Source organism: Amycolatopsis sp. NBC_00438, assembly GCF_036026695.1.
GTDB lineage: Bacteria > Actinomycetota > Actinomycetes > Mycobacteriales > Pseudonocardiaceae > Amycolatopsis.
In genome coordinates this window covers 4,037,286-4,061,622 of sequence record NZ_CP107923.1, presented here as the reverse complement: position 1 = coordinate 4,061,622, position 24,337 = coordinate 4,037,286, and the positions used below count along the sequence as shown (strand labels likewise).

7 protein-coding genes and 1 pseudogene are annotated in these 24,337 nt (G+C 75.9%); 6 read left to right on the top strand and 2 right to left on the bottom strand.

All coding sequences use genetic code 11. The features are described from left to right. The first annotated feature begins 3 nt into the window (after positions 1–3). From OG494_RS17935 to OG494_RS17920, 4 genes and pseudogenes are all read left to right on the top strand, one after another. On the top strand, positions 4–10,092 hold the full coding sequence (locus OG494_RS17935; RefSeq protein WP_328457124.1) for an SDR family NAD(P)-dependent oxidoreductase: 10,089 nt from the start codon (positions 4–6) through the stop codon (positions 10,090–10,092). A 1-nt stretch (position 10,093) separates the two neighbouring features. Continuing rightward, positions 10,094–16,075: pseudogene (locus OG494_RS17930) on the top strand (type I polyketide synthase); the annotation flags it as partial. 118 nt (positions 16,076–16,193) lie between these two features. Next, positions 16,194–16,892, top strand: coding sequence for a hypothetical protein (locus OG494_RS17925; protein WP_328457122.1), 699 nt, complete (start codon positions 16,194–16,196; stop codon positions 16,890–16,892). 744 nt (positions 16,893–17,636) lie between these two features. Continuing rightward, a complete protein-coding gene (locus OG494_RS17920) occupies positions 17,637–19,199 on the top strand; it encodes a DNA polymerase Y family protein (RefSeq protein ID WP_328457120.1) in 1,563 nt (520 codons plus the stop codon). Positions 19,200–19,229: 30 nt separating this feature from the next. Here the strand turns inward: OG494_RS17920 and OG494_RS17915 are convergent, their stop codons facing one another. Both OG494_RS17915 and crcB read right to left on the bottom strand, forming a co-directional pair. Further along, the gene (locus OG494_RS17915) at positions 19,230–19,604 is read right to left on the bottom strand and encodes a fluoride efflux transporter FluC (protein ID WP_328457118.1); all 375 of its coding nucleotides are present in this window, start codon (positions 19,602–19,604) and stop codon (positions 19,230–19,232) included. Beyond that, a complete protein-coding gene (crcB, locus tag OG494_RS17910) occupies positions 19,601–20,074 on the bottom strand; it encodes a fluoride efflux transporter CrcB (protein ID WP_328457116.1) in 474 nt (157 codons plus the stop codon). Before crcB ends, OG494_RS17915 begins: the two co-directional genes overlap by 4 nt. A 328-nt stretch (positions 20,075–20,402) precedes the next feature. Between crcB and OG494_RS17905 the strand changes: the two genes are divergently transcribed. Both OG494_RS17905 and OG494_RS17900 read left to right on the top strand, forming a co-directional pair. After that, entirely contained in the window at positions 20,403–23,729 is a 3,327-nt protein-coding gene (locus OG494_RS17905) for an error-prone DNA polymerase (protein WP_328457114.1), read from the top strand. Continuing rightward, positions 23,726–24,331, top strand: a complete 606-nt coding sequence (locus tag OG494_RS17900) for a GNAT family N-acetyltransferase (protein WP_328457112.1) — start codon at positions 23,726–23,728, stop codon at positions 24,329–24,331. Before OG494_RS17905 ends, OG494_RS17900 begins: the two co-directional genes overlap by 4 nt. The last annotated feature ends 6 nt before the right edge of the window (positions 24,332–24,337 follow it).

Here is a 24,337-nt window from a genome sequence, read left to right as displayed (position 1 = left end):
ACGATGACCACCTCTTCCGAGCAGATCGTCGGAGCTCTCCGCGCCGCGCTGAAGGAGAACGAGCGCCTCAAACGCCGCAACCGGGAGCTCACGGCCGCGACCGCCGAGCCGATCGCCATCGTCGGGATCAGCTGCCGGTTCCCCGGCGGCGTCCGGGAACCGGCGGACCTGTGGCGGGTGGTGGCCGACGGCGTCGACGCGGTCACGGGCTTCCCCGCCGACCGCGGCTGGGACCTCGACGCCCTTTACAGCGCCGACCGCGACCGGCCCGGCACCACCTACACCCGCTCGGGCGGGTTCCTCGACGGCGTCGCCGACTTCGACCCGGCGTTCTTCGGGATCAGCCCGCGCGAGGCGTTGTCGATGGACCCGCAGCAGCGGCTGCTGCTGGAGGCGTCGTGGGAGGCGGTCGAGCACGCCCGGATCGACCCGCTTTCCTTGCGTGGCAGCAAGACCGGGGTGTTCGCCGGGCTCGTCTACCACGACTACGGCTCCTGGCTGAGCCGCGCGCCGGAGGACCTCGAGGGTTACCTCAGCACCGGGATCTCCGGCAGTGTCGCCTCGGGCCGGATCTCCTACACCCTCGGCTTGGCCGGCCCCGCCGTCACGGTCGACACGGCGTGCTCGTCGTCGCTGGTGGCCCTGCACCTGGCCTGCGAATCCCTGCGCCGCGGTGAATGCACGCTCGCGCTGGCCGGCGGGGTCGCCGTGCTGGCGACGCCGATGATGTTCGTCGAGTTCGCGCGGCAGGGGGCGCTGTCGGCCGACGGGCGGTGCCGCTCGTTCGCCGCCGGCGCCGACGGGACGGCGCTGAGCGAGGGTGTCGGCATGCTGCTGGTCGAGCGGCTGTCCGACGCCCGGCGGCTGGGCCACCCCGTGCTCGCCGTCGTCCGCGGTTCGGCGATCAACCAGGACGGCGCGAGCAGCGGCCTGACCGCCCCGAACGGCCCGGCGCAGCAGCAGGTCATCCGGTCCGCGCTGGCGGCCGCCGGACTGGCCGCATCGGACGTCGACGCGGTCGAGGCCCACGGCACCGGCACGCGGCTGGGCGACCCGATCGAGGCGCAGGCGCTGCTGGCGACGTACGGGCAGGACCGTCCCGCCGACCGGCCGCTGTGGCTGGGTTCGGTGAAGTCCAACCTCGGCCACACCCAGGCCGCGGCGGGCATCGCGAGCATCGTCAAGCTCGTCGAGGCGATGCGGCACGGCGTGCTGCCGAAGTCCCTGCACCTCGACGAGCCGACCCCGCAGGTGGACTGGACCGCCGGCGCGGTGTCCCTGCTGGCCGAGCCGGTGCCCTGGCCGGAGACGGGCCGGCCGCGCCGGGCCGGGGTGTCCTCGTTCGGGATCTCCGGGACGAACGCGCACGTCGTCCTGGAGCAGGCGCCGGCCGACGACGAGCCGGGCACGCACACGGGCGTGGTGCCCTGGGTGGTGACCGGCGCGACCGAGGCCGCGGCGCAGGCGCAGGCCGCGCGGTTGCGCGCCTTCGCGGCGGCCCGCCCGGAACTGTCCACATCGGACATCGGGTTTTCGCTGCTGACCACCCGGCCGGCCCGGGACCACCGGATCGTCGTCGCGGGCGCCGACCGGCAGGCTTTGCTCGCCGGGCTCGAAACCGCGCGGCCACGCCGGGTGGGCGGCGGGAGACCGGCGTTCCTGTTCACCGGCCAGGGCGGCCAGCGCCCCGGGATGGGCCGCGAGCTGTACGAGCGGTACCCGGTCTACGCGCGGGCGTTCGACGAGGCCTGCGCGGCCGCGGGCCTCGACCGCGAACTCGTGCTCGGCGGCGCGGACCTGACCCGCACGGACCTGGCCCAGCCGGCGATCTTCGCCCTGGAAGTGGCGCTCTACCGGCTGTTCGAGGCATGGGGCGCCCGCCCGGACCGGCTGGCAGGCCACTCGATCGGCGAGGTGGCGGCGGCCCACGTCGCGGGCGTGCTGTCGCTGGCCGACGCCGGAACGCTCATCGCCGCCCGCGGCCGCCTGCTGGCGTCCCTCCCGGAAACCGGCGCGATGGTCGCCATCCAGGCAACGGAGGCCGAAGTCCGCGCTCGGCTCAGGGACTTCACGGGCGTCGCCGCCGGTCAGACGGCCGGGGTCGAGGGCCGTGTCCGGTCGGTCGGTGCTGCCGACAACGCCGCTGGCATCGCCGCCGTCCAGGCTGCCGGGGCCGAGGTCCGGTCCGGGGCGGCCGATGTCGCCGCCGGTCAAGTGGCCGAGGTCGGGGTTCGTGCTCGGTTGGATGGTGTGGCGGGCAACAACTCTGCTGACATTGCCGGCGGTCAAGCGGCCGGGGCCGGGGTTCGCGCCGACCTGACCGGCGTCGTCGACATCGCCGCCGTCCAGGCTGCCGGGGTCGAGGTCCGGTCCGGGCCGGCTGATGTCGCCGCCGGTCAAGTGGCCGAGGTCGGGGTTCGTGCTCGGTTGGATGGTGTGGCGGGCAACAACTCTGCTGACATTGCCGGCGGTCAAGCGGCCGGGGCCGGGGTTCGCGACGACCTGACCGGCGTCGTCGACATCGCCGCCGTCAACGGGCCCGAGTCCGTGGTCGTCTCCGGGGCTGCGGAAGCCGTCGCCGCCGTCGCGGCGCACTTCGCCGAACAGGGCCGCCGGACCAAGCGGCTGAGCGTGTCGCACGCCTTCCACTCGCCGCTGGTGGAGCCGGTGCTCGACGAGTTCCGGGCCGTCGTCGCGAGCCTGACCTACGAGCGGCCCCGGATCCCGATCGTCTCGACCGTGTCGCCGTCGGCGGACCTCGCCACCCCCGGCTACTGGGTCGAGCACGTGCGCGCGACCGTCCGGTTCGCCGACGCCGTCACCGCGCTGGCCGAGGCGGGCGTGACGACCTGCGTCGAACTGGGGCCGGACGCCGTGCTCTCGGCGATGGGCGCGGAGTGCGCGGACCTCACCTTCGTCCCGGCCCTGAGGGCGGGGGAGCCGGAAACGACCACCGTCGCCGCCGCCCTCGGGCACGTCCGCGACGCCGACTGGCCGGGGTTCTTCGCCGGCGCCCGGACCGTCGACCTGCCCGGTTACGCCTTCCAGCGGGAGCGGTTCTGGCTGGAGCACGACCGGCCGCACGACGACCCGTGGCGCTACCGGATCACCTGGCCGACGCTGCCGGAGCGGCCGGCCGCCCCGCCGTCGGGCACCTGGCTGGTCCTCGTCCCGGCCGACGGCGACCCCCGGGTGGACGACATCCGCGAGGCGCTCGACGTCGTCACCGTCACGCTCGACCCCGGCCTCGATCGCGACGCCGTCGCCGAGCGGATCCGGGCCGCCCTGGGGGAGACGACCCCGGCCGGGGTCCTGTCGCTCCTGGCCGCCGCCACCGCGCCGCACCCCGGGCACCCCGGGATCCCGGCCGGGCTCGCGCTCACCACCACCGCGCTCCAGGCCCTCCGCGTCGACGCGCCCTGCTGGCTGGTCACGCGATCCGCGGTCGCGGTCGGCCCGGGCGAGGTGCCGGACCCGGACCAGGCCCGGATCTGGGGGCTTGGCCAGGTGGCCGCCCTCGAAGCACCGGACCGCGATCTCCGGCTCGCCGACGTCGCCGCCGACGCCGTGCCCCGGTTCCTCGCCCTGCTCGGCGCAGCCGGCGAGCACCGACCGGCGGCCGGCGAGCACCGACCGGCGGCCGGCGAGCACCGACCGGCAGCCGGCCGCGACGGCCTGTTCGGCACGCATGCCGAGGACCAGGTCGCGGTCCGCCGCGACGGCGTCCACGGCCGCCGGCTGGTCCGCGCGACCGCCCCGGCCACCGCGCCCGAACGGCCGTGGCGTCCGCGCGGCACGGTGCTGGTGACCGGCGGCACCGGCGCGCTCGGCGCGCACGTCGCCCGCTGGCTCGCCGAAACCGGCGCGGCGCACCTCGTCCTCACCAGCCGCCGAGGCCTCGACGCGCCGGGCGCCCCGGCACTGCGGGACGAGCTGACCGCGCTCGGCGTGCGGGTGACCGTCGCCGCGTGCGACGTCGCCGATCGCGCCGCTCTCGCCGCGCTGCTGGCCGAGCACCCGCCCAACGCCGTCGTGCACGCCGCCGGCGTCGCGCAGTTCACCCCCGTCGACGCCACGGACGCCGCCGAGCTGGCCCGGGTCGCCGCGGCCAAGGCCCGCGGCGCGGCGCACCTGGACGAGCTGCTGGCCGGCACCGACCTGGACGCCTTCGTGCTGTTCTCCTCGGTCTCCGGGGTCTGGGGCGCCGACGGTCAAGCGGCCTACGCCGCCGCGAACGCCTACCTCGACGCGCTCGCGCGGCGCCGCCGCGCCCGGGGTCTGCCGGCCACGGCCATCGCCTGGGGCGCGTGGGGCGAAACCGGCATGTCCACCCGCGAAGGCGTCGAAGCGCACCTGCGCCGCCGCGGTCTCGCCGCGATGCCGCCCCGGCGCGCGGTGGCCGCGGTGCAGCACGCCCTCGACCACGGCGACACCGCCGTCGTCGTCGCGGACGTCGACTGGGCCGCCTTCACCGCCGGCCGCCGCGGCCGGTTGCTGGCGGACCTGCCCGAAGCCCGCCAGTCCGCGGCGAAAGCGACCACGACGCTCGCGGCGCGGCTGGCGGAGCTGCCCGAGGCCGACCGGCGGCCGTTCGTCACCGAACTGGTCCACCGGCACGTCGCCGCGGTGCTCGGCCACCGCGCGCCGGGCACCGTCGACCCCGGCCGCGCCTTCCGCGAGCTGGGGTTCGACTCGCTCACCGCCGTCGACCTGCGTGACCGGCTCAACGGTGACACCGGGCTGCGGCTGTCCGCGACCGTCGTGTTCGACCACCCGGACGTCACCGCGCTCGCCGCGGAGCTGCACCGCGCGGCGCTCGGCACCGTGGCGGACGAGACGCCCACCACGCCCGAAAGAGCCGACGAACCGATCGCCGTGATCGGCGTCGCCTGCCGGTTCCCCGGGGGCGCCGACACCCCCGACCGGTTCTGGGACCTCGTGCGCTCCGGCCGCGACGCCGTCTCGGGCTTCCCCGAAGACCGCGGCTGGGACCTCGCCGCGCTGTACGACCCCGAGCCCGGCGTGCCCGGCAGGACCTACACCCGCTCCGGCGGGTTCCTCGGCGACGCCGCCGGGTTCGACGCCGCGTTCTTCGGCATCAGCCCGCGCGAGGCCCGGGCGATGGACCCGCAGCAGCGGGTGCTGCTGGAGACGTCGTGGGAGGCGGTCGAACGCGCCGGCATCGACCCGCACCGCCTGCGCGGCAGCCGGACCGGCGTGTTCGCCGGGGTGACCCACCAGGGTTACGGCCCGCCGTGGGACTCCGCCGCCGGCGCCGCGGCGGGGCACCTGCTCACCGGCATCGCCTCCAGCGTCGTCGCCGGGCGGGTGGCCTACACCTTCGGCCTGGAGGGCCCGGCGCTGTCGGTGGACACGTCCTGCTCGTCGTCGCTGGTGGCACTGCACCTGGCCGCCGAATCGCTGCGGCGCGGGGAATCCACGCTGGCGCTGGCCGGCGGCGTGACCGTGATGAGCAACCCCGGCGCGTTCGTCGAGTTCGGCCGCCAGCGGGGGCTGGCGCCGGACGGGCGGTGCAAGCCGTTCGCGGCGGCCGCCGACGGCACGGCCTGGGGCGAGGGCGCCGGTGTCCTGCTGCTGGAACGGCTTTCCGACGCCGAGCGCCACGGGCACGAGGTGCTGGCGGTGCTCCGCGGGTCCGCAGTGAACTCCGACGGCGCGAGCAACGGCCTGACCGCCCCCAACGGCCCGTCGCAGCAACGCGTCATCCGGGCGGCGCTGGCGAACGCCGGACTGGCTGCTTCGGACGTCGACGTCGTCGAAGCCCACGGCACCGGGACGACCCTGGGCGACCCGATCGAAGCGCAAGCACTGCTGGCGACCTACGGTCAGGACCGGCCGGCGGATCGCCCGCTCTGGCTGGGGTCGGTGAAGTCGAACATCGGGCACACGCAGGCCGCGGCGGGGGTGGCCGGCGTGATCAAGATGGTCGAGGCGCTGCGGCACGGCGTCCTGCCGCCCACGCTGCACCTGGACGAGCCGACACCCCGCGTGGACTGGTCGGCGGGTGCGGTGCGGCTGCTCGACGGCGCGGTCGACTGGCCCGCCGGGGACCGGCCGCGCCGGGCGGGCGTCTCGTCGTTCGGCATGAGCGGGACCAACGCGCACGTCGTCCTCGAACAGGCGCCGGTCCGCGTGCGTCCCGGCGCCGCCACAGTGCCCGCGACCGTGCCGCTGGCCCTGTCCGCGAAGACCGGGACGGCGCTGGCCGCGCAGGCCGCGCGGCTGCTGTCCCATGTGGACGGTGCCGACGTCCGGTGGGCGGATCTGGGCGCGTCCCTGGCCGCGCGCCCGCTGTTCGACCACCGCGCCGTGGTGCTGCCGGGGGTGGACCCGCGGGCGGCACTGCAGGCGCTGGCGACGGGACGGCGGACGACCTCGGTGCTCTCGGGCGTCGCGACCGCGGCGGGCCGGACCGTGTTCGTCTTCCCCGGCCAGGGCGGGCAGTGGGCCGGGATGGGCGCGCGGCTGCTGCGCGAGTCCGAGGTGTTCGCGAAGCGGATGGCCGAATGCGACGCCGCGCTGGGCGAGTTCGTCGACTGGTCGGTGACGGGCGTGCTGCTCGGCGAACCGGGGGCACCCGGCCTGGACGCCGTCGACGTCGTGCAGCCGGCGTTGTTCGCGACGATGGTTTCGCTGGCCCGGCTGTGGCAGTCCGCCGGCGTCGAGCCGGCCGCGGTCGTCGGGCACTCGCAGGGTGAGATCGCCGCCGCCTGCGTCGCCGGCGCACTGTCCCTTTCGGACGCCGCTCGCGTGGTCGCGTTGCGCAGCAAGGCGTTGGGCGAACTGGCCGGCCAGGGCGGGATGGTCTCGGTGGCCCTGCCCGGACCCGCGGCGGCCGACCTGCTGGCCCGCTGGGACGACCGGCTCGCGCTCGCCGCGGTCAACGGGCCGTCGTCCGTGGTGGTCTCGGGCGACCCCGAAGCCTTGCAAGAACTCGTCGCGCGCTGCGAGAGCGACGGCGTTCGTGCCCGGGTCGTGCCGGTGGACTACGCGTCGCACTCGGCGCACGTCGAGCGGATCCGGGACCGGCTGCTGAGCGAGCTGGCCCCGATCCGGCCGCGGGTGCCCGGGATCGCGTTCTGGTCGACGGTCACCGGCGAGCGGCTCGACGGCCCCGCGACCGACGCCGGCTACTGGTACCGGAACCTGCGGCAGACCGTCCTGCTGGAGTCGGTCGTCGAGCGGCTCGCCGAGGCCGGCCACACCGCGTTCGTCGAGGTCGGCCCGCACCCGGTGCTGCTGGCGGCGGTGCTGGAGACCGTCGAGGCGAGTGGCGCGGACGCCGTGGTCACCGGCACCCTGCGGCGCGGTGACGACAGCCTGGACCGGTTCGCCGGGTCGGTGGCCGCCCTGCACGTCCGCGGGGTCGCCGTCGACTGGCGGTCGTTCTTCCCCGACGCCCGGCGCGTCCCGCTGCCGACTTACCCGTTCGAGCGCGAGCGGTTCTGGCTGGACCGGGGCGCGCCGGCCGCGGGGCCGCCGGCGTCCGGGCACCCGCTGCTGGGAGCCGTCGTCGCGGTCGCCGGCCGGGCGGAGGTCGCCTTCGCCGGGCGGCTGGGTGTCGCGGACCGGCCGTGGCTCGCCGACCACGCCGTGCACGGCACGATCCTGTTCCCCGGCACCGGTTTCCTGGAACTGGCGAGCGCCGCGGGCGACCGCACGGGGTGCGCGACCGTCGAAGAGCTGACGCTCGAAGCGCCGCTGGTGCTGCCCGCGACCGGGACCGTCGAGACGCAGGTCCTGGTCGGCGAACCGGACGACACCGGACGTCGGGTCGTCGCCGTCCACTCCCGGCCCGAGGGCGGGGAGTGGACGCGCCACGCCACCGGCGTGCTGTCGGCGGCCGAGCCGCCGGCCGCCGGACCGGCCGAGTGGCCACCGCCCGGCGCGGTCCCGGTGGACCTGACCGGCTTCTACGACCACCTCGCCGACCGCGGTTACGGCTACGGGCCGGCCTTCCGCGGCCTGCGGGCGGCCTGGCGGGCCGGGGACGACGTCTACGCCGAAGTCCGCCTCCCGGACGGCTGCCCCGCCGAGTCCTTCGGCCTGCACCCCGCGTTGCTGGACGCCGCGTTGCACGCCGCCGGGCTCCGGGGCGCCCCGGACGGCCTGCCGTTCTCGTGGACCGGCTACACGCGGTTCGCGGCCGAGGCCACCGGGGTGCGCGTCCGGCTGTCCCCGGCCGGTGACGGCATCGCGGTGACCGTCGCCGACGAGACCGGTGAACCGGTCGCCCGGATCGACGCGCTGGTGACCCGGCCGGCCCCGGAACTCGCCCGCCCGGCCACCGCCGACGGGCTCCACCGGCTCACCTGGGTGCCCGTCCCCGGCCCGGGTGCGGCCACGACTTGGACCGAAGTGTCCACAGTGGACGAGTTCGCCGGAGTGAGTGGTGATCTGGTCGCCGGGTTCGCCGTCGAGGACGGCGATCCGGCCACCACCGTCCGCCGGACCACGCTGCGGGCGCTGGAACTCCTGCAGGCCTTCCTCGGCGACGAGCACCGCGCCGGGACCGACCGGCTCGTGCTGCACACCCGCGGGGCCGTCGCGACCGGGGCGGGGGAGCTGCCGGACCCGGCCCAGGCGGCGGTCTGGGGCCTGGTGCGCTCCGCGCAGTCCGAGCACCCCGGCCGGTTCGTGCTGGTGGACGACCCGGCCGGCGACGCGCTCGGGGCCGCCCTCGCCCTCGGCGAACCGCAAGTGGCGGTGCGGGACGGCGAGTTCCGCGTCCCGCGGCTCGCCCGCCTGGCCCCCGGCGACGCCGCCCCGGCGTGGGGCGGCGGGACGGTGCTGGTCACCGGCGCCTCCGGCCTGATCGGCGGCCTGGTCGCGCGGCGGCTCGTCACCCACCACGGCGTCACCCGGCTCGCGCTGCTCGGCCGGCGCGGGGCCGACACGCCGGAAGCCGCCGCGCTGCTGGCGGACTTGGGCGACCTGGGCACCGAGGCCACCTGGCACGCGTGCGACGTCGCGGACCGGGCCGCCCTGGCCGGCGTCGTGGCCGGCCTGCCGGACCTGACCGCCGTCGTGCACTCGGCGGGCGCGCTGGACGACGGCGTCGTCACGGCCCTGACCCCCGACCGGCTCGAAACGGTGCTGCGGCCCAAGCTCGACGCGGCGCTGGCGCTGCACGAAGTGACGAAGAACCGGGACCTGGCGGCGTTCCTGCTGTTCTCGTCGGCGTCGGGCCTGCTCGGCACGGCCGGGCAAGCCGGGTACGCGGCGTCGAACGCCTTCCTCGACGCCTACACCCAGCGCCTGCGCGCCGACGGCGTGCCGGCGAAGGCGCTGGCCTGGGGCCTGTGGGCCGAGCCGAGCGCGATGAGCGGCGGGCTCGGCGACGTCTACCTCGCCCGCGGCGCCCGCATCGGCCTGCTCCCGCTGTCGTCGGAGCAGGGCCTCGAGCTGTTCGACGCGGCGCTGACCGTGGACGAGGCCGTCGTCGTCCCGGTGCGGGTCGACACCGCCGTCCTGCGCACGGCCGAGGCCGGGGTGCCGCCGGTGCTGCGCGGCCTCGCCGGACCCCACCGGCGCCGCGCGGCCGACCCGGTCCACCGCCCGGACCCGGACGGCTTCGCGCGGCGGATGCGTGCCTTGAGCCAGGCCGAGCGCGCCGAAGCCGTGCTCGGCCTGGTGCGGGAGCTGACCGCGGACGCGCTGGGGCTCCCGTCCGCCGCGGCGGTCCGCGACGACCGCGGGTTCCTGGAGGTCGGCTTCGACTCGCTGATCGCGGTGGAGTTCCGCAACCGGCTCAGCGCCGCCACCGGCGTCAAGCTGCCGAGCACGCTGGTCTTCGACCACCCCTCGCCCGCCGCGGTCGCGGAGTTCGCCGCGGCGCGGCTGGCCGGGGACGGCGAGGACACCGCGGCCGCGGCGCTCGCCGGCCTCGACGGCGTGGCCGCGGTGCTCCGGTCCGCCGGACCCGAGGCGCGCGCCCGGATCGTCACGCGCCTGCAGGCGCTCGTCGCCGATCCCGGCGCCGCGCCGGACGACGCCGGCTCGGACGACCTGGCCGGGGCGTCCGACGAGGAGCTCTTCGACCTCATCGACAACGACTTCGGGATGGCGTGACATGGCCGACGAGGACCAGCTCCGGACCTACCTCAAGCGCGCGGTCACCGAGGCGCGCGACGCCCGGCAGCGCCACCGCGAGCTCGAAGAGCGGGCACGGGAGCCGATCGCGATCATCGGCACGGCCTGCCGGTTCCCCGGCGGGGTCGAGACCCCCGAGCAGCTGTGGCGGCTGGTCGCCGACGGTACCGACGCCGTCGGCGGCTTCCCCGAGGACCGCGGCTGGGACCTCGGCGGGCTGTTCGACGCCGATCCCGACCACCCCGGCACGTCCACCACGGCGGCCGGCGCGTTCCTCCACGACGCCGCCGAATTCGACGCCGGGTTCTTCGGGATCAGCCCGCGCGAGGCGGTGGCGACCGACCCGCAGCACCGGCTGCTGCTGGAAACCGCCTGGGAGGCGGTGGAACGCGCGCGGATCGACCCGGCGTCGCTGCGCGGCACCCGCACGGGCGTGTTCGCCGGGGTGATCTACACCGAGTACGGCGCTCGCGTCTGGAACGGCCGCGCCCCGGAGGGCCTCGAAGGCTTCCTCGGCACCGGCAGCGCCGGCGGGATCGCCTCCGGCCGGATCGCCTACACCCTCGGTCTCGAAGGCCCGGCGATCACGGTGGACACGGCGTGCTCGTCGGCGCTGGTCGCGCTGCACCTGGCGGCCGAGTCGCTGCGGCGCGGCGAATGCACGCTGGCGCTGGCCGGCGGCGTCACCGTCCTGGCCACGCCGGCGGCGTTCCTCGAGTTCTCCCGCCAGCGCGGCCTCGCCCCCGACGGCCGGTGCAAGCCCTTCGCCGCCGCGGCCGACGGCACCGGCTGGGCCGAGGGGGCCGGGATCCTGCTGCTGGAACGGCTTTCCGAGGCCCGCCGCCTGGGCCACCCGGTGCTCGCCGTCGTGCGCGGCTCGGCGGTCAACTCCGACGGCGCGAGCAGCGGGCTGACCGCGCCGAACGGCCCGGCCCAGCAACGCGTGATCCGGGCGGCGCTGGCGAACGCCGGACTGGCTGCATCGGACGTCGACGTCGTCGAAGCGCACGGCACCGGCACCAAACTGGGCGACCCGATCGAGGCGCAGGCCCTGCTGGCGACCTACGGGCAGGACCGGCCGGCGGACCGGCCGTTGTGGCTGGGGTCGGTGAAGTCCAACATCGGGCACACGCAGGCCGCGGCCGGGGTGGCCGGGGTGATCAAGATGGTCGAGGCGCTGCGCCACGGCGTCCTGCCCCGGACGCTGCACGTCGACGAGCCGACCCCGCAGGTGGACTGGACCGAGGGCGCCGTCTCCCTGCTGACCTCGCCGGTGCCGTGGCCGGAGACCGGCCGTCCGCGCCGGGCCGGCGTCTCGGCGTTCGGGCTGTCCGGGACGAACGCGCACGTGGTCGTCGAACAGGCTCCTTTCGCCGACGAGCGGCCGGATCCCGGTCCGTCGGTGGTGGTGCCCTGGGTCCTGTCCGGCCGGACCGCCGAGGCGGTGCGGGAGCAGGCCGCCCGGCTGGCGGCCTTCGCCGGCGAGCGACCGGAACTGTCCCCTGTGGACATCGGACGATCGCTGGTCACCACCCGGTCGCGGTTCGAGTACCGGGCCGTCGTCGCCGGTGCGGATCGGGCCGAGCTGGTAGCCGCGCTGGCGCGGGTGGAGCCGCAGCCGGCCGCCGGGGGCAAGGTGGCGTTCCTGTTCTCCGGTCAGGGCGCCCAGCGAGCCGGCATGGGCCGCGGGCTTCACGACCGGTTCCCGGTCTACGCCGAGGCGTTCGACGCCGTGTGCTCGTTGTTCCCGCTGCCGGTGCGCGACGTCGTCTTCGGCGACGCCGAGGCCCTGGACCGCACCGAATACACCCAGCCGGCGTTGTTCGCCGTCGAGGTCGCGCTGTTCCGCCTGCTGGAGTCGTGGGGACTGCGCCCGGACGTGCTGGCCGGGCACTCGATCGGCGAGATCGCGGCCGCGCACGTGGCCGGCGTCCTCTCGCTCGCCGACGCCGCCGCGCTGGTCGCCGCCCGCGGCGCGCTGATGCAGGCCCTGCCCGCGGGCGGCGCGATGACCGCGATCGAGGCCGTCGAGGACGAAGTGCGCCCGCACCTGGGGGGTACGACCGGGATCGCCGCCGTCAACGGCCCGCGGGCGGTGGTGGTGTCCGGGGCCCGCGCGGACGTCGAGCGGATCGCGGCGGTCTTCGCCGGGCAGGGCCGCCGGACCAAGGCGCTGGCCGTGTCGCACGCGTTCCACTCGCCGCTGATGGAACCGGTGCTGGCGCAGTTCCGCCGCGTCGCCGAGGGACTCACCTTCGCCGCGCCGCGGATCCCGATCCGCTCCACGGTCGCCGCCGGGGCCGACATGGCCACTGTGGACTACTGGGTGGAGCACGTCCGCGCGACAGTGCGGTTCGCGGACGCGGTCGAAGTGCTGCGCGCCGAGGGCGTGACGACCTGCCTGGAACTGGGACCCGGCGGCGTGCTTTCGGCACTGGGTCCCGCCTGCACCGGGGACATCCGGTTCGTGCCCGCGCTGCGCTCCGGCCGGCCGGAGCCGGACACGCTCTTCGGCGCGCTCACCACCCTGGCGCCGGACTGGGCGGCGCTGTTCCCGGGGAGCCGCCGGGTCGACCTGCCGACGTACCCCTTCCAGCGGGAGCACTTCTGGCTCCGGGAGCCGGCGCGCCCGGGAGACGTCGCGGCCGCCGGGCTCACCGCGCTCGACCACCCGCTGCTCGGCGCGTGCGTGCCGGTGCCGGCTACCGGTGAGCTGGTGCTGACCGGACGGCTTTCGACCGCGGCCCAGCCGTGGCTGGCCGACCACGAAGTGCTGGGCACGCGGCTGCTGCCGGGTGCGGCTGTGGTGGAGCTGGTCCTGCGTGCCGCCGGCGAAGCCGGGTGCGGGCAGCTCGACGAACTGACCCTCGAGGCCCCGCTCGTCCTGCCGGACGCCGAGGCGACCCGGATCCAGGTCGTGCTCGGCACCCCCGAGCCGTCCGGCCGGCGCTCAGTCGAGTTCCACGCGCAGGCCGGCGAAGGTCCGTGGACGCGCCACGCGACGGGCTCGGTCGGTGTGGCCGCCGGCCCGGCGCCCGGTGAAGCGCCCGCGTGGCCGCCGGCGGGTGCCGGGGAACTGTCCGTCGCGGACCTCCACGACGACCTGGCGGCCGCCGGTCTCGGCTACGGCCCGGCGTTCCAGGGCCTGCGCGCCGCCTGGCGCGCAGGCGACGAGATCTTCGCCGAGGTGACCCTGCCCCTCGGCGCCGACGGCTTCGGCGTGCACCCGGCCCTGCTCGACGCCGCTCTGCACGCGGCCGCCCGGCTCGGGTCCCTGGCGGACTCGGGCGCGCCGCGGCTGCCGTTCACCTGGAGCGGCGTGCGCCTGCACGCCACCGGGGCGACGACCCTGCGCGTGCGGCTCGCGCCGGCCGGTGCGGACGCGGTGTCGCTGACCGCGACCGACGTGGCGGGCCGGCCGGTGCTGACGGTGGACTCCCTGGTCCTGCGCCCGGTCGCGGCCGCGCAGCTCGCCGGCCGGGCGCGGACCGGGGAACTGCTCCGGCTCGACTGGCCGCGGTTGCCTCTGCCCGCGGGCGGCCCGGCGGGGTGGCCCGTCGTCGGCGAGCCCGGCCCGGCGCTCGCGCACGCGGACGTCTCGGCGAAGTACCGCGACCTGGCCGAACTGAGCCGGGCCGTCGACGCGGGCACGCCGGTGCCGCCGGTGGTGCTGACGTCGGTCGTCTCCGTGGACGTTCATGACGCCCTCCACCGGACCCTCACCCTCGCCCAGGCCTGGCTCGCCGACGAGCGGTTCGCCGGCTCGCGGCTGGTGCTCGTCACCCGGGACGCGGTGGCGGCCGGGTCACCCGACCTGGCCCAAGCGCCGCTGTGGGGGCTGCTGCGGTCCGCGCAGTCGGAGCACCCGGACCGGTTCGCGCTCGTCGACACCGACGCCACCGAGGCGTCCGCCCGGGCGCTGGCGGACGCCCTGGCCACCGGCGAGCCGCAGCTCGTGCTCCGCGCCGGGCTGGCCCACGTCCCCCGGCTGATCGCGGCCGCCCCGGCCGACCCGATCGCCTGGGACGGCGACGGGACCGTGCTCATCACGGGCGGAGCCGGGGACCTCGCCGGTGTGCTCGCCCGTCACCTCGTCCGCGTCCACGGCGTCCGGCACCTGCTGCTGGCCGCCCGGCGCCCGGACCGGGCGGCCGCGCCGGCCGCCGAACTGATCGCGCTGGGCGCCGACGTGACGGTCGTGGCGTGCGACGTCGCCGACCGGGAGGCCGTCCGCTCATTGCTGGCCGGTGTGCCCGCCGCGCACCCGCTCACGGCCGTGATCCACACCGCCGGCGTCCTCGACGACGGCGTGCTCACCGCCTTGCGCCCCGAGCAGCTCGACGCGGTGCTGCGGCCCAAGGTGGACGCCGGGCTCGTCCTGCACGAGCTGACCCGGGACCTCGACCTGGCGGCGTTCGTCCTGTTCTCCTCGGCCGCGGGCCAGTTCGGCGCGCCCGGCCAGGCCGGCTACGCGGCCGCGAACGCGTTCGCCGACGCGCTGGCGCAGCGGCGCCGGGCCGACGGCCTGCCCGCCACGTCCCTCGCCTGGGGCCTGTGGGCACAGGACGGCGGCATGGCGGGCGACCTCGGCGGCGCCGAGCGGACCCGGATGGCGCGCGCGGGGGTCGTCGCACTGTCCGAAGAGGACGGTGTGCGGCTCTTCGACGCGGCGCTGGGGGGTGCCGACGCCGTGGTCGTCCCGATCGGCCTCGACCGGGCCGTGCTGCGGCGCGCCGGCGACGGGCTGCCCCCGCTGCTGCGCGGGCTGGTCCCGGCCCCGGTCCGGCGGGCCGCGGCGAGCGAGCCGGCCCCCGCCGCGTCGTTCGCCGACCGGCTGACCGGACTGTCCGAAGAGGACCGCCGGGTCCGCGTGCTGGAACTGGTCCGGCACGAGGCCGCCCTCGTCCTCGGCCACGCGAGCGCGGCCGCGATCACGCCCGGCCGCCCGTTCCTCGAAGCCGGGTTCGACTCGCTCACGGCCGTCGAACTGCGCAACCGCCTCACCGCGGCGACCGGCGTGCGGCTGCCCGCGTCGGTCGTCTTCGACCTGGCGACGCCCGCCGCGCTGGCCGGCCGGGTCGCCGGGGAGCTGGCGACCGCGGGCACCGCGCCCGCGGCGGACGTCGGCGACACGGTCAACGCCCTCTACCGCCAGGCGTGGGAACGGCGGGAAATCGCGGCGGGCAACGAGTTCCTGCGCGCGGCGGCCCGGCTGCGGCCGAAGTACGACGGCGCCTCGTACCTGGCGGAGCTGCCGCCACCGGTGCGCCTGGCGACCGGCCCGGCGCGGCCGCGGCTGATCTGCGTGCCCACCCTGGCGGCGTCGTCGAGCCCGCTGCACTACGCGCGGTTCGCGGCCGAACTCCAGGACGTCCGGGACGTCTCGGTCGTCCACCTGCCGGGGTACGCCGACGCGGGGGAGAAGCTGCCGGCGTCGTTCGACGCCATGGCCGACCTCCTGGCGGAGTCGGTGGAACGCGCCGCCGGCGGGGAGCCGTTCGCGCTGGTCGGCTACTCGGCGGGCGGCTGGCTGGCCACGGCGGCGGCGCTGCGGCTGGAGGAACGCGGCCGCACCCCGGCGGGCGTCGTCCTGGTCGACACGTACTTCTTCGACGAGGACCTGCCCCTGATCGAACCGACCCTGGCGGACGAGATGTTCGCGCGCGAGCAGTTCTTCGGCCGCATCGGCCACGCCCGGCTCACCGCGATGGGCGGCTACCTGAGCGTGCTCGCCGCGTTCACGCCCCGGGCCACGGCGGCGCCGATGCTGTTCGTCCGGGCGCGGGACCCGCTCCCGACGGAGGCCGACGGCGTCGGCCCGGATCACCCGATCTGGCGGCACGAGATCGCCTTCGCCGACGAGACCGTCGAGGTGCCCGGGCACCACATGAACGTGATGGAGCAGGAGAACGCGGCCCGGGTGGCCCGCGCGGTGCACGAGTGGCTGATCTCTTCGACTTGACAGTGGTCGCCACCTTCTCGCACTATGCGAACAGGTGTTCGATGATTGTCCTGGGTTCGCCCGCGGGTCCCTTGCGGGTGTCTCCGGTACGGGTTCGTGGTGCTGGAGGTGAGCAGCGGTGGCGGTGCCGGAGTCGCTCACGTCCATCCCCGGCGTCCGGGTGGCGTCGCAGCTGCGCGAGCCCGACCCGGAGGTCACCCATTCGGGTGAGACGCTCCCGCTGACCCCGGCCCTCGCCGGCCTGTTCCCGGCCGGCGGCTTACGACGCGGCAGCACCGTGTCGGTGGCGGGCTCGACGTCCCTGGTGCTGGCGTTGCTGGCCGAGGCGACGCGCGCCGGCTCGTGGGCCGCGGTGGCCGGCCTGCCGGACCTGGGCCTGGCGGCGGCCGCGGAACTCGGCGTCGACCTCGACCGGATCGCCCTGGTGCCCCGGCCCGGCGCCGAGGTGGTCGCGGTGCTGTCGGCGCTGGTGGACGGCTTCGACCTGGTGGTGGTCGGCCCGGTGGTCGCCCGCGGCGTGCAGCCCCAGGTGGCCCGCCGCCTGGCGGGCCGGGTCCGCAACCGGGGCGCGGTCCTGCTGACCATCGGCCCCTGGCCGGCCGTGGACCTGGAACTGCGCGTCTCCGGACGCCGCTGGCGAGGAGCCACGGCGGACGGCCACGGCCACCTGCGCGCCCGCGACATCGTGGCGACCAGCCGAGGCCGAGGCGCGGCGGCCCGGCCCCAGACGGTGGCGCTGCAGCTGCCGGGTCCGGGAGGCGCGGCCACAGCGGGCGAGCCCCCGACCGGACGGCGACTGGTCGAGGTCGCCGGATGAGCCGCGGCTGGCTGGGGTTGCGGTGTTGTGTTTGTGGTCAAGGGATCCGGGGTCGCTGGGCGGGTGGCGGTTGGCCGGGGTCGTGGTGTTGTGAGCGTGGTCGAGGGGTTCGGGGGCGCCGGACGAGGGGTGGTGATCGGCCGGAGTCGTGGTGTTGTGTTTGTGGTCAAGGGATCCGGGGTCGTTGGGCGGGTGGCGGCGGTCGGCCGGAGTCGCGGTGTTGTGGGTGTGGTCGAGGGGTTCGGGGTTGCCGGACGAGGGGTGGCGGTCGGCCGGAGTCGTGGTGTTGTGTTTGTGGTCAAGGGATCCGGGGTCGCCGGGCGGGTGGCGGTCTGCCGGGGTCGTGGTGTTGTGAGCGTGGCCAAGGGATCCAGGGGCGCCGGACGAAGGGTGGCGATCGGCCGGGGTCGTGGTGTTGTGAGCGTGGCCAATCGGTTCGGGGGCGCCGGACGAAGGGCGGCGATCGGCCGGAGTCGTGGTGTTGTGAGCGTGGCCAAGGGATCCGGGGTCGCCGGACGAGGGGTGGCGGTTGGCCGGAGTCGTGGAGTTGTGAGCGTGGCCAAGGGATCCAGGCGCGCCGGACGAGGGGTGAGCTGGCTCGGCCGGGTATGACTCCCGGTCCTTCGGGGGCAGCGGGGCGATCATGCACCGGCGCCGGTCCGCGGGTGGTTCGAGGCCGCCGGATGACCGGCGCGGCGGTGGCACCACAGCCATCCCGGCCCGCGGTGCCTCGAGGCCGGCTGCGTGAGTGACGCGCCGCGGCTTCTGGTGCTGTGGTGTCCGGACTGGCCGGTCGTCGCCGCCGGGGCCGCTGCCGGGACGCCGCCGTTGACTCCCGCCGCTGTGTTCTCGGCCAACCGGGTGGTGGCCTGCTCCGCGGTCGCGCGCCACCACGGTGTCGGGCGGGGGATGCGGCGCCGCGACGCGCAGTCACGCTGCCCGGATCTCGTGGTGCACCAGCACGATCCGGAACGGGACGCGCGGCTGTTCGAACCGGTCGCCGCCGCCGTCGAACGGCAGGCCGTCGGCGTCGAGGTCGTGCGGCCGGGGATCGTCGCCGTGCCCGTCACCGGCGCGGCCGGCTACTTCGGCGGCGAGGAGGCCCTGGCCGAACTGCTGCTCGACGAGGTGTCGGCGGGGGCGGGCGTGGAGTGCCAGGTCGGGATCGCCGACGGCCTGTTCGCCGCGACGCTGGCCGCCCGCCGCTCCGCGCTGGTGCCCGTCGGCGGGTCGGCCGGGTTCCTGTCGCCGCTGTCGATCGCCGAGCTGAACCAGCCCGGGGACGACCGCGGCGAGCTGGTCGGCCTGCTCAAGCGGCTCGGGCTGCGGACGCTCGGGGCGTTCGCCGCACTGGCGGAACGGGACGTCGCGGGCCGCTTCCCGCGCGACGCGATCACCGCGCACCGGCTGGCGCGCGGGCTGTCCGAGCGCCCGCCGCTGCGGCGGGCGTTGCCGCCGGAGCTGTCGATCACCGAGGAGTTCGAGCACCCGCTGGAACGCGTCGACGAAGCCGCGTTCGTCGCGAAGACGCTGGGGGAGCGGTTCTTCGCCGGGCTGGCGCGGCACGGGCTGGCGTGCACGCGGCTGGCGATCGTGGCCGTGACCGAGGCGGGCGAGGAGCGGGTGCGGGTCTGGCGCTGCGCCGAGCCGCTGACCGCGCGGGCGACGGCCGATCGTGTGCGGTGGCAGTGCGAAGGCTGGCTGACCGCCCGCGACGGCCGCCCGACCGCCGGGATCGTCCGGCTGCGCCTCGACCCGGAGGAGGTCGTCGGCGGGCAGGCGCTGCAGCTGCAGCTCGGCTCGATGGGCCGCGACGCCGACGCGGCCGAACGAGCGGCCCGCGCGCTGGTCCGGATCCAGGGCCTGCTCGGCCCGGACGCCGTCGTCACCCCGCTCCTGGACGGCGGCCGCGGCCCCGCCGAGCGGGTGCGGCTCATCCCGTGGGGCGACCCGCGAACCCCGGTTTCGCCGGACGCGCCCTGGCCGGGCCGGCTGCCCGCACCGTCCCCGGCCGTCCTCGCCGCCCACCCGGCCCGGGTACTGGACGACCGCGGCGACGTCGTCGGCTGCACCGAGCGCGGCGAGCTCACCGGCCCACCGGCGACCGTCACCGTCGAGGGCCGGTCACCGCGGCCGGTGCTCGCCTGGGCCGGCCCGTGGCCGCACCACCCGGCCCCGCCGACCCGCGGCCGGCGCCTGGCCCGGCTGCAGGTCGTGCTCGAAGACGAGAGCGACGAGATCGCCCTGCTGCTGGCCGTCACCGTCGGCGATACTCCACAGTGGACGATCGAGGGCAGTTACGACTGACTGAGACCGGCGGGCTTGCGCACGGCGGACTCAGCCGAACACCGCCTGGGCCACCGCGGTGCCGGCATAAGCCGCGCCGAGTCCGGCGAGCATGCTCACGACGACGTTCGCGGCGGCGAAGAACTTCGCCCCGGTTTCGGCCAGCCGGAGCGTTTCGTAGGAGAACGTCGAATACGTGCTGAGCGTGGCGCACAACCCCGGGCCGATCAGGTGCTGCAGCGGCTGGGGCACGGTCGTCGCGGTGGCGGCGCCGGTCAGGAAGCCGAGCACGGTGCAGGCCACGAGGTTCACCGTGAAGGTGCCCCACGGGAAGCCGGTGTCGTGGCGGGCCTGGACCGCGCGGTCGGTCAGGTAGCGCAGCGGGGCGCCGACCAGGGCGCCGGCGATGACCATGAGCCAGTTCACGAGCGGCTCCCGAGGCGCAGGGTGCGGCGGGTGAGCGTGGCCGTCGCCCAGACCGCGGCGAGGGCGGCGGCGACCGTGGCCACGAGGTAGAGCAGGGCGGTCAGGGCGTGGCCGCCGTCGAGCAGGTGCTGGGCGTCGATCGCGTAGGTGGAGAACGTCGTGTAGCCGCCGAGGATGCCGGTGCCGAGGAAGGGCCGCACCAGCGGGTGGGTGGCGGGCATCGCGGTGATGACCGCCATCAGCACGCCCATGGCCGCGCAGCCGGTGACGTTGATCCAGAACGTCGTCCACGGGAATCCGCCGGCGGCGGTGGGCCACAGCAGGGTGGCGCCGTAGCGGGCGCAGGCCCCGAGCACTCCGCCGGCCGCGACCACGACGACGGTCTGACGGTGACGGCGTCGCGGATCACGCGGCGGCGGGGGATCGTCGGCGATGTCCGGGTCGATCGGCTCGGAGTGGTCCAGGGGCACGGCGGGCAGGCTCCTACCTGATCGGGGCACGAGGGCGGCCTCGTGCGGCGTGGTTCAGGTAGGGACCGTTGGCGGCCGGATCGCCGCGGTTCGGGTACGGCGGGCCCCACCGCCGCGCGGCCCGGTGAGGGCGGCCGCGAACTCAGGGTAACAGCGCCCCGCTGCCCTCCGTCACGGGGCTCACCGGGCCGTCTACCTGCAGTTATCGATGTCACGCCGAGTTGACAGCGCGGCCTGCCCGGCCCAGGATCAAGGTGCTAGTCGTACGTGTGTTCGAACAGTAGTCGCTGACTTCCCCGCAGCGAACTCGTGGCGGTGGGAGCTGGCTTTGGCGTTCAACAACCCGAACGTGCCGTGGTCCGAGGTCGAGCGGGTCGCGTCCGGGCGCGCCCCTTTCCCGGGGGACGGCAGTGACTCGCCCGCGTGGTCGCGCAAGCGTGACGGCTACGCCGGGGCGCCGGACGACCTGCGCGACCGCCGGGGTCGCGACGACGGCGGCGAGCGGCTGCGGGCGCCGTACGCGGAGCTGCACGTCCACTCCAACTTCAGCTTCCTCGACGGCGCCTCCCACCCCGAGGCCCTCGTCGAGGAGGCCGCCCGGCTCGAGCTGGACGCGCTGGTGCTGACCGACCACGACGGGATGTACGGCGCGGTCCGGTTCAACGACGCCGCCCGCGAACTCGGCGTCCGCGTCGGCTTCGGGGCCGAGCTCTCGCTCGAACTCCCGGCGCCGCAAGGGGGTGAGCCGGATCCGGCGGGGTCGCACCTGCTCGTGATCGCCCGGCGGCAGGAGGGTTACCACCGGCTCTGCCGGGTGATCTCCCGCGCCCAGCTCGCCGGCGGTGCGAAGGGCCGCCCGGTCTACGACGTCGAGGAGCTGGTCGACGAGCTGGCCGGGCACGTCGTGGTGCTGAGCGGCTGCCGCAAAGGCGCCGTCCGCCGCGCGCTCGCCCGGCGGGGCCCCGCGGCCGCGCGCGCCGAGCTGACCCGGCTCGCCGGCTGGTTCGGGCGGAACCACGTCGCCGTCGAGCTGATCGACCACCGGCTCCCGCACGACTCGGCCGCCAACGACGTCCTCGCCGAGCTGGCCGGAGACCTGCGGCTGCCGACGATCGTGTCGAACAACGCGCACTACGCCCGCCCGGACGACGCCGTCGTGGCCGAGACGCTCGCCGCGGTGCGGGCGCGGCGGTCGGCCGAGGAGCTGGACGGCTGGCGGCCGCCGTCGGGGCAGGCGTTCCTGCGGTCCGGGGCCGAGCAGCGGCGGCGGTTCGAGCACCGCTACCCCGGCGCGGTCGGGCGGGCCGCCGTCCTCGGCGTCGAGGTCGCCTTCGACCTGCAGGTGGTCGCGCCGGACCTGCCGCCGTTCGACGTCCCGGCGGGCAGCACCGAGATGTCCTTCCTGCGCGAGCTGACCTGGGCCGGCGCGATCACCCGCTATGGGCGCCGAGACGAGAATCCGAAGGCCTACGCCCAGCTCGACCACGAGCTCGACATCATCGAGAAGCTCGATTTTCCGGGGTATTTCCTGGTGGTGTGGGACATCGTCCGGTTCTGCAAGGACGCGAACATCCTCTGCCAGGGCCGCGGCTCCGCGGCGAACAGCGCGGTCTGTTACGCGCTGGGCATCTGCCACGCCGACCCGGTCAAGTGGAACCTGCTGTTCGAGCGGTTCCTGGCGCCGGAGCGGGACGGGCCGCCGGACATCGACATCGACATCGAGTCCGACCGGCGTGAGGAAGCCATCCAGTACGTCTACGGCAAACACGGGCGGCTGCACGCCGCGCAGGTCGCGAACGTCGTCACCTACCGGGCGCCGTCGGCGATCCGCGACGCCGCCAAAGCCCTGGGGCACAGCCAAGGGCAGCAGGACGCCTACGGCAAGCTCGTCGACCGCTGGGGCGGCGTCACCGCCACGAAACAGCAGGCCACCGGCGACATCCCCGACGACGTCCTCGACCTGGCGGCGCGGCTCGAGGACTTCCCGCGCCACCTCGGCATCCACTCCGGCGGGATGGTGATCTCGAAGCAGCCGGTGTCCGAAGTGGTCCCGGTCGAGTGGGCGACGATGGCCGACCGCAGCATCCTGCAGTGGGACAAGGACGACTGCGCCAGTGTCGGCCTGGTGAAGTTCGACCTGCTCGGTCTCGGCATGCTCTCGGCGCTGCACTACATGATCGACCTCGCCGCGGTGCACCATGGGTCCACTGTGGACATCGGGAAGCTGGATCTGGCCGACCCGGGCGTCTACGACATGCTCTGCGAAGCCGACGCGGTCGGGGTGTTCCAGGTGGAGTCCCGCGCGCAGCTGGCGACGCTGCCGCGCCTGCGGCCGCGCAAGTTCTACGACCTGGTCGTCGAGGTCGCGCTGATCCGGCCCGGCCCGATCCAGGGCGGTTCGGTGCACCCCTACATCCGCCGCCGGCGCGGTGAGGAGCAGTGGCAGCACGCGCACCCGCTGCTGGCCGGCTCCCTCGACCGGACGCTGGGCGTGCCGTTGTTCCAGGAGCAGGTGATGCAGATGGCCGTCGACGTCGCGTCGTTCACCGGCGCCGAGGCCGATCAGCTGCGCCGGGCCATGGGCGCCAAGCGGTCCAGCGCGAAGATGCACGCGCTGATGGCGCGGTTCTTCGCCGGGTGCGAGGCCAACGGACTGGACCGCGAGCTCGCGACGCGGATCTTCGAGCAGATCCACGCGTTCTCCGGCTACGGCTTCCCCGAAGCGCACTCGATGTCGTTCGCATTGCTGGTCTACGCGTCGGCGTGGTTCAAGCTCTACTACCCGGCCGCGTTCTGCGCGGGACTGCTGCGCGCGCAGCCGATGGGCTTCTACAGCCCGCAGTCCCTGGTCGCCGACGCCCGCCGCCACGGCGTCCTGGTGCGCGAGCCGGACATCAACGCCAGTCTCGCCCACGCCACCCTCGAACCCGAACCGGACAGCACCGGCGACGTGGCGATCCGGCTCGGTCTCGCCGGCGTCCGCCACCTCGGCGACGATCCCGCCGAGGCGATCGTCGCCGAGCGCGTCGCGAACGGGCCGTACACGAGCATCGGCGACCTCACCCGCCGCGTCCAGCTGAAGAAGGCCGCCGTCGAGGCCCTGGCCACGGCCGGCGCGTTCAGCTGTTTCACCGCCGACCGCCGTGAGGCGCTGTGGGCCGCGGGGGCCGCCGCCGCGACCCGGCCCGGGCACCTGCCCGGCCTCGCGCCGGGCCTGGACGCGCCCGCGTTGCCCGGGATGACCCGGTTCGAGGTCACCGCGGCCGACCTGTGGGCCACCAGCGTCTCGCCGGACAGCCACCCCGTGCAGTACCTGCGTGAGTACCTCGAAAAGCGGGGCGCGCTGACGGTCGCCGAGCTGATGCGGGCGAAGGACGGGACGCGCGTGTGGGTCGGGGGAGCGGTGACCCACCGGCAGCGGCCGGCGACGGCGGGCGGGATCACGTTCTTCAACCTCGAAGACGAGACCGGCATGGCCAACGTCCTCGTCTCGCCCGGGCTCTGGAACCGGCAGCGCCTCGTCGCCCGCACGAGCGCGGCGCTGCTGGTCCGCGGGCAGGCGCAGGCGGCCGAAGGCGTCGTCACGCTCGTCGCGGACCGGCTGGAGCGGCTCGACCTCTCGATGGCGACCGGGCCGTCGCGTGACTTCCGGTGAGCCGGGCGACCGTCGGCGGGCCGGCGTCCGGGACGCGCGGGGAGTACGGCGAGCTGCTCCCCGTGCGCCCGGCGACCGCGGCGCCGCCGGTGGTGTGCCTGCGCGGCCACTACCTCGCGCTCTTCGGGATGGTCAAAAGCCACAGCCCGCGCTACCGGCTGCACACCACGCTCTGCGAAACCTGCCGCAAGCAGGAGGCGCCCGACCCGGGCGAACGCCGGCTCGCCGAGTGGGCGCACCTCGACGTGCAGGTCCAGCACGCGCCGGGCGCCGCACCGCCGGACGGCCTGGTGCTCGTCGCGGTCCCCCCGGCCGCGGGGTCGGCGACGGGGAAGATCGAACTCCGCCTCGACGGGCGGGCCACCGGCACGGCGTCGCTCACGTCCTGTGCGTCCTGTCGCACGGCCACCCTGGACTACGTCCACGTCGACGCGGGGCACCGCCGCCTCGGTTACGGCCGCACGCTCGTCAGCGCGACGCTCTTCCGCGCGCCGGGGTACACGTGGACGGCGCCGGCGCCGGACGGCCCGGTCGCGCGGGCCTTCCGCGCCCGGATCGCGCTGCCGCGCACCGGCCCGCTCTGCGTCCACCGCGGGACGTGAGTGTCC

Coding starts and splice junctions, on each gene's coding strand:
- OG494_RS17935 (WP_328457124.1), top strand. CDS start 4: ATGACCACCTCTTCCGAGCAGATCGTCGGAGCTCTCCGCGCCGCGCTG.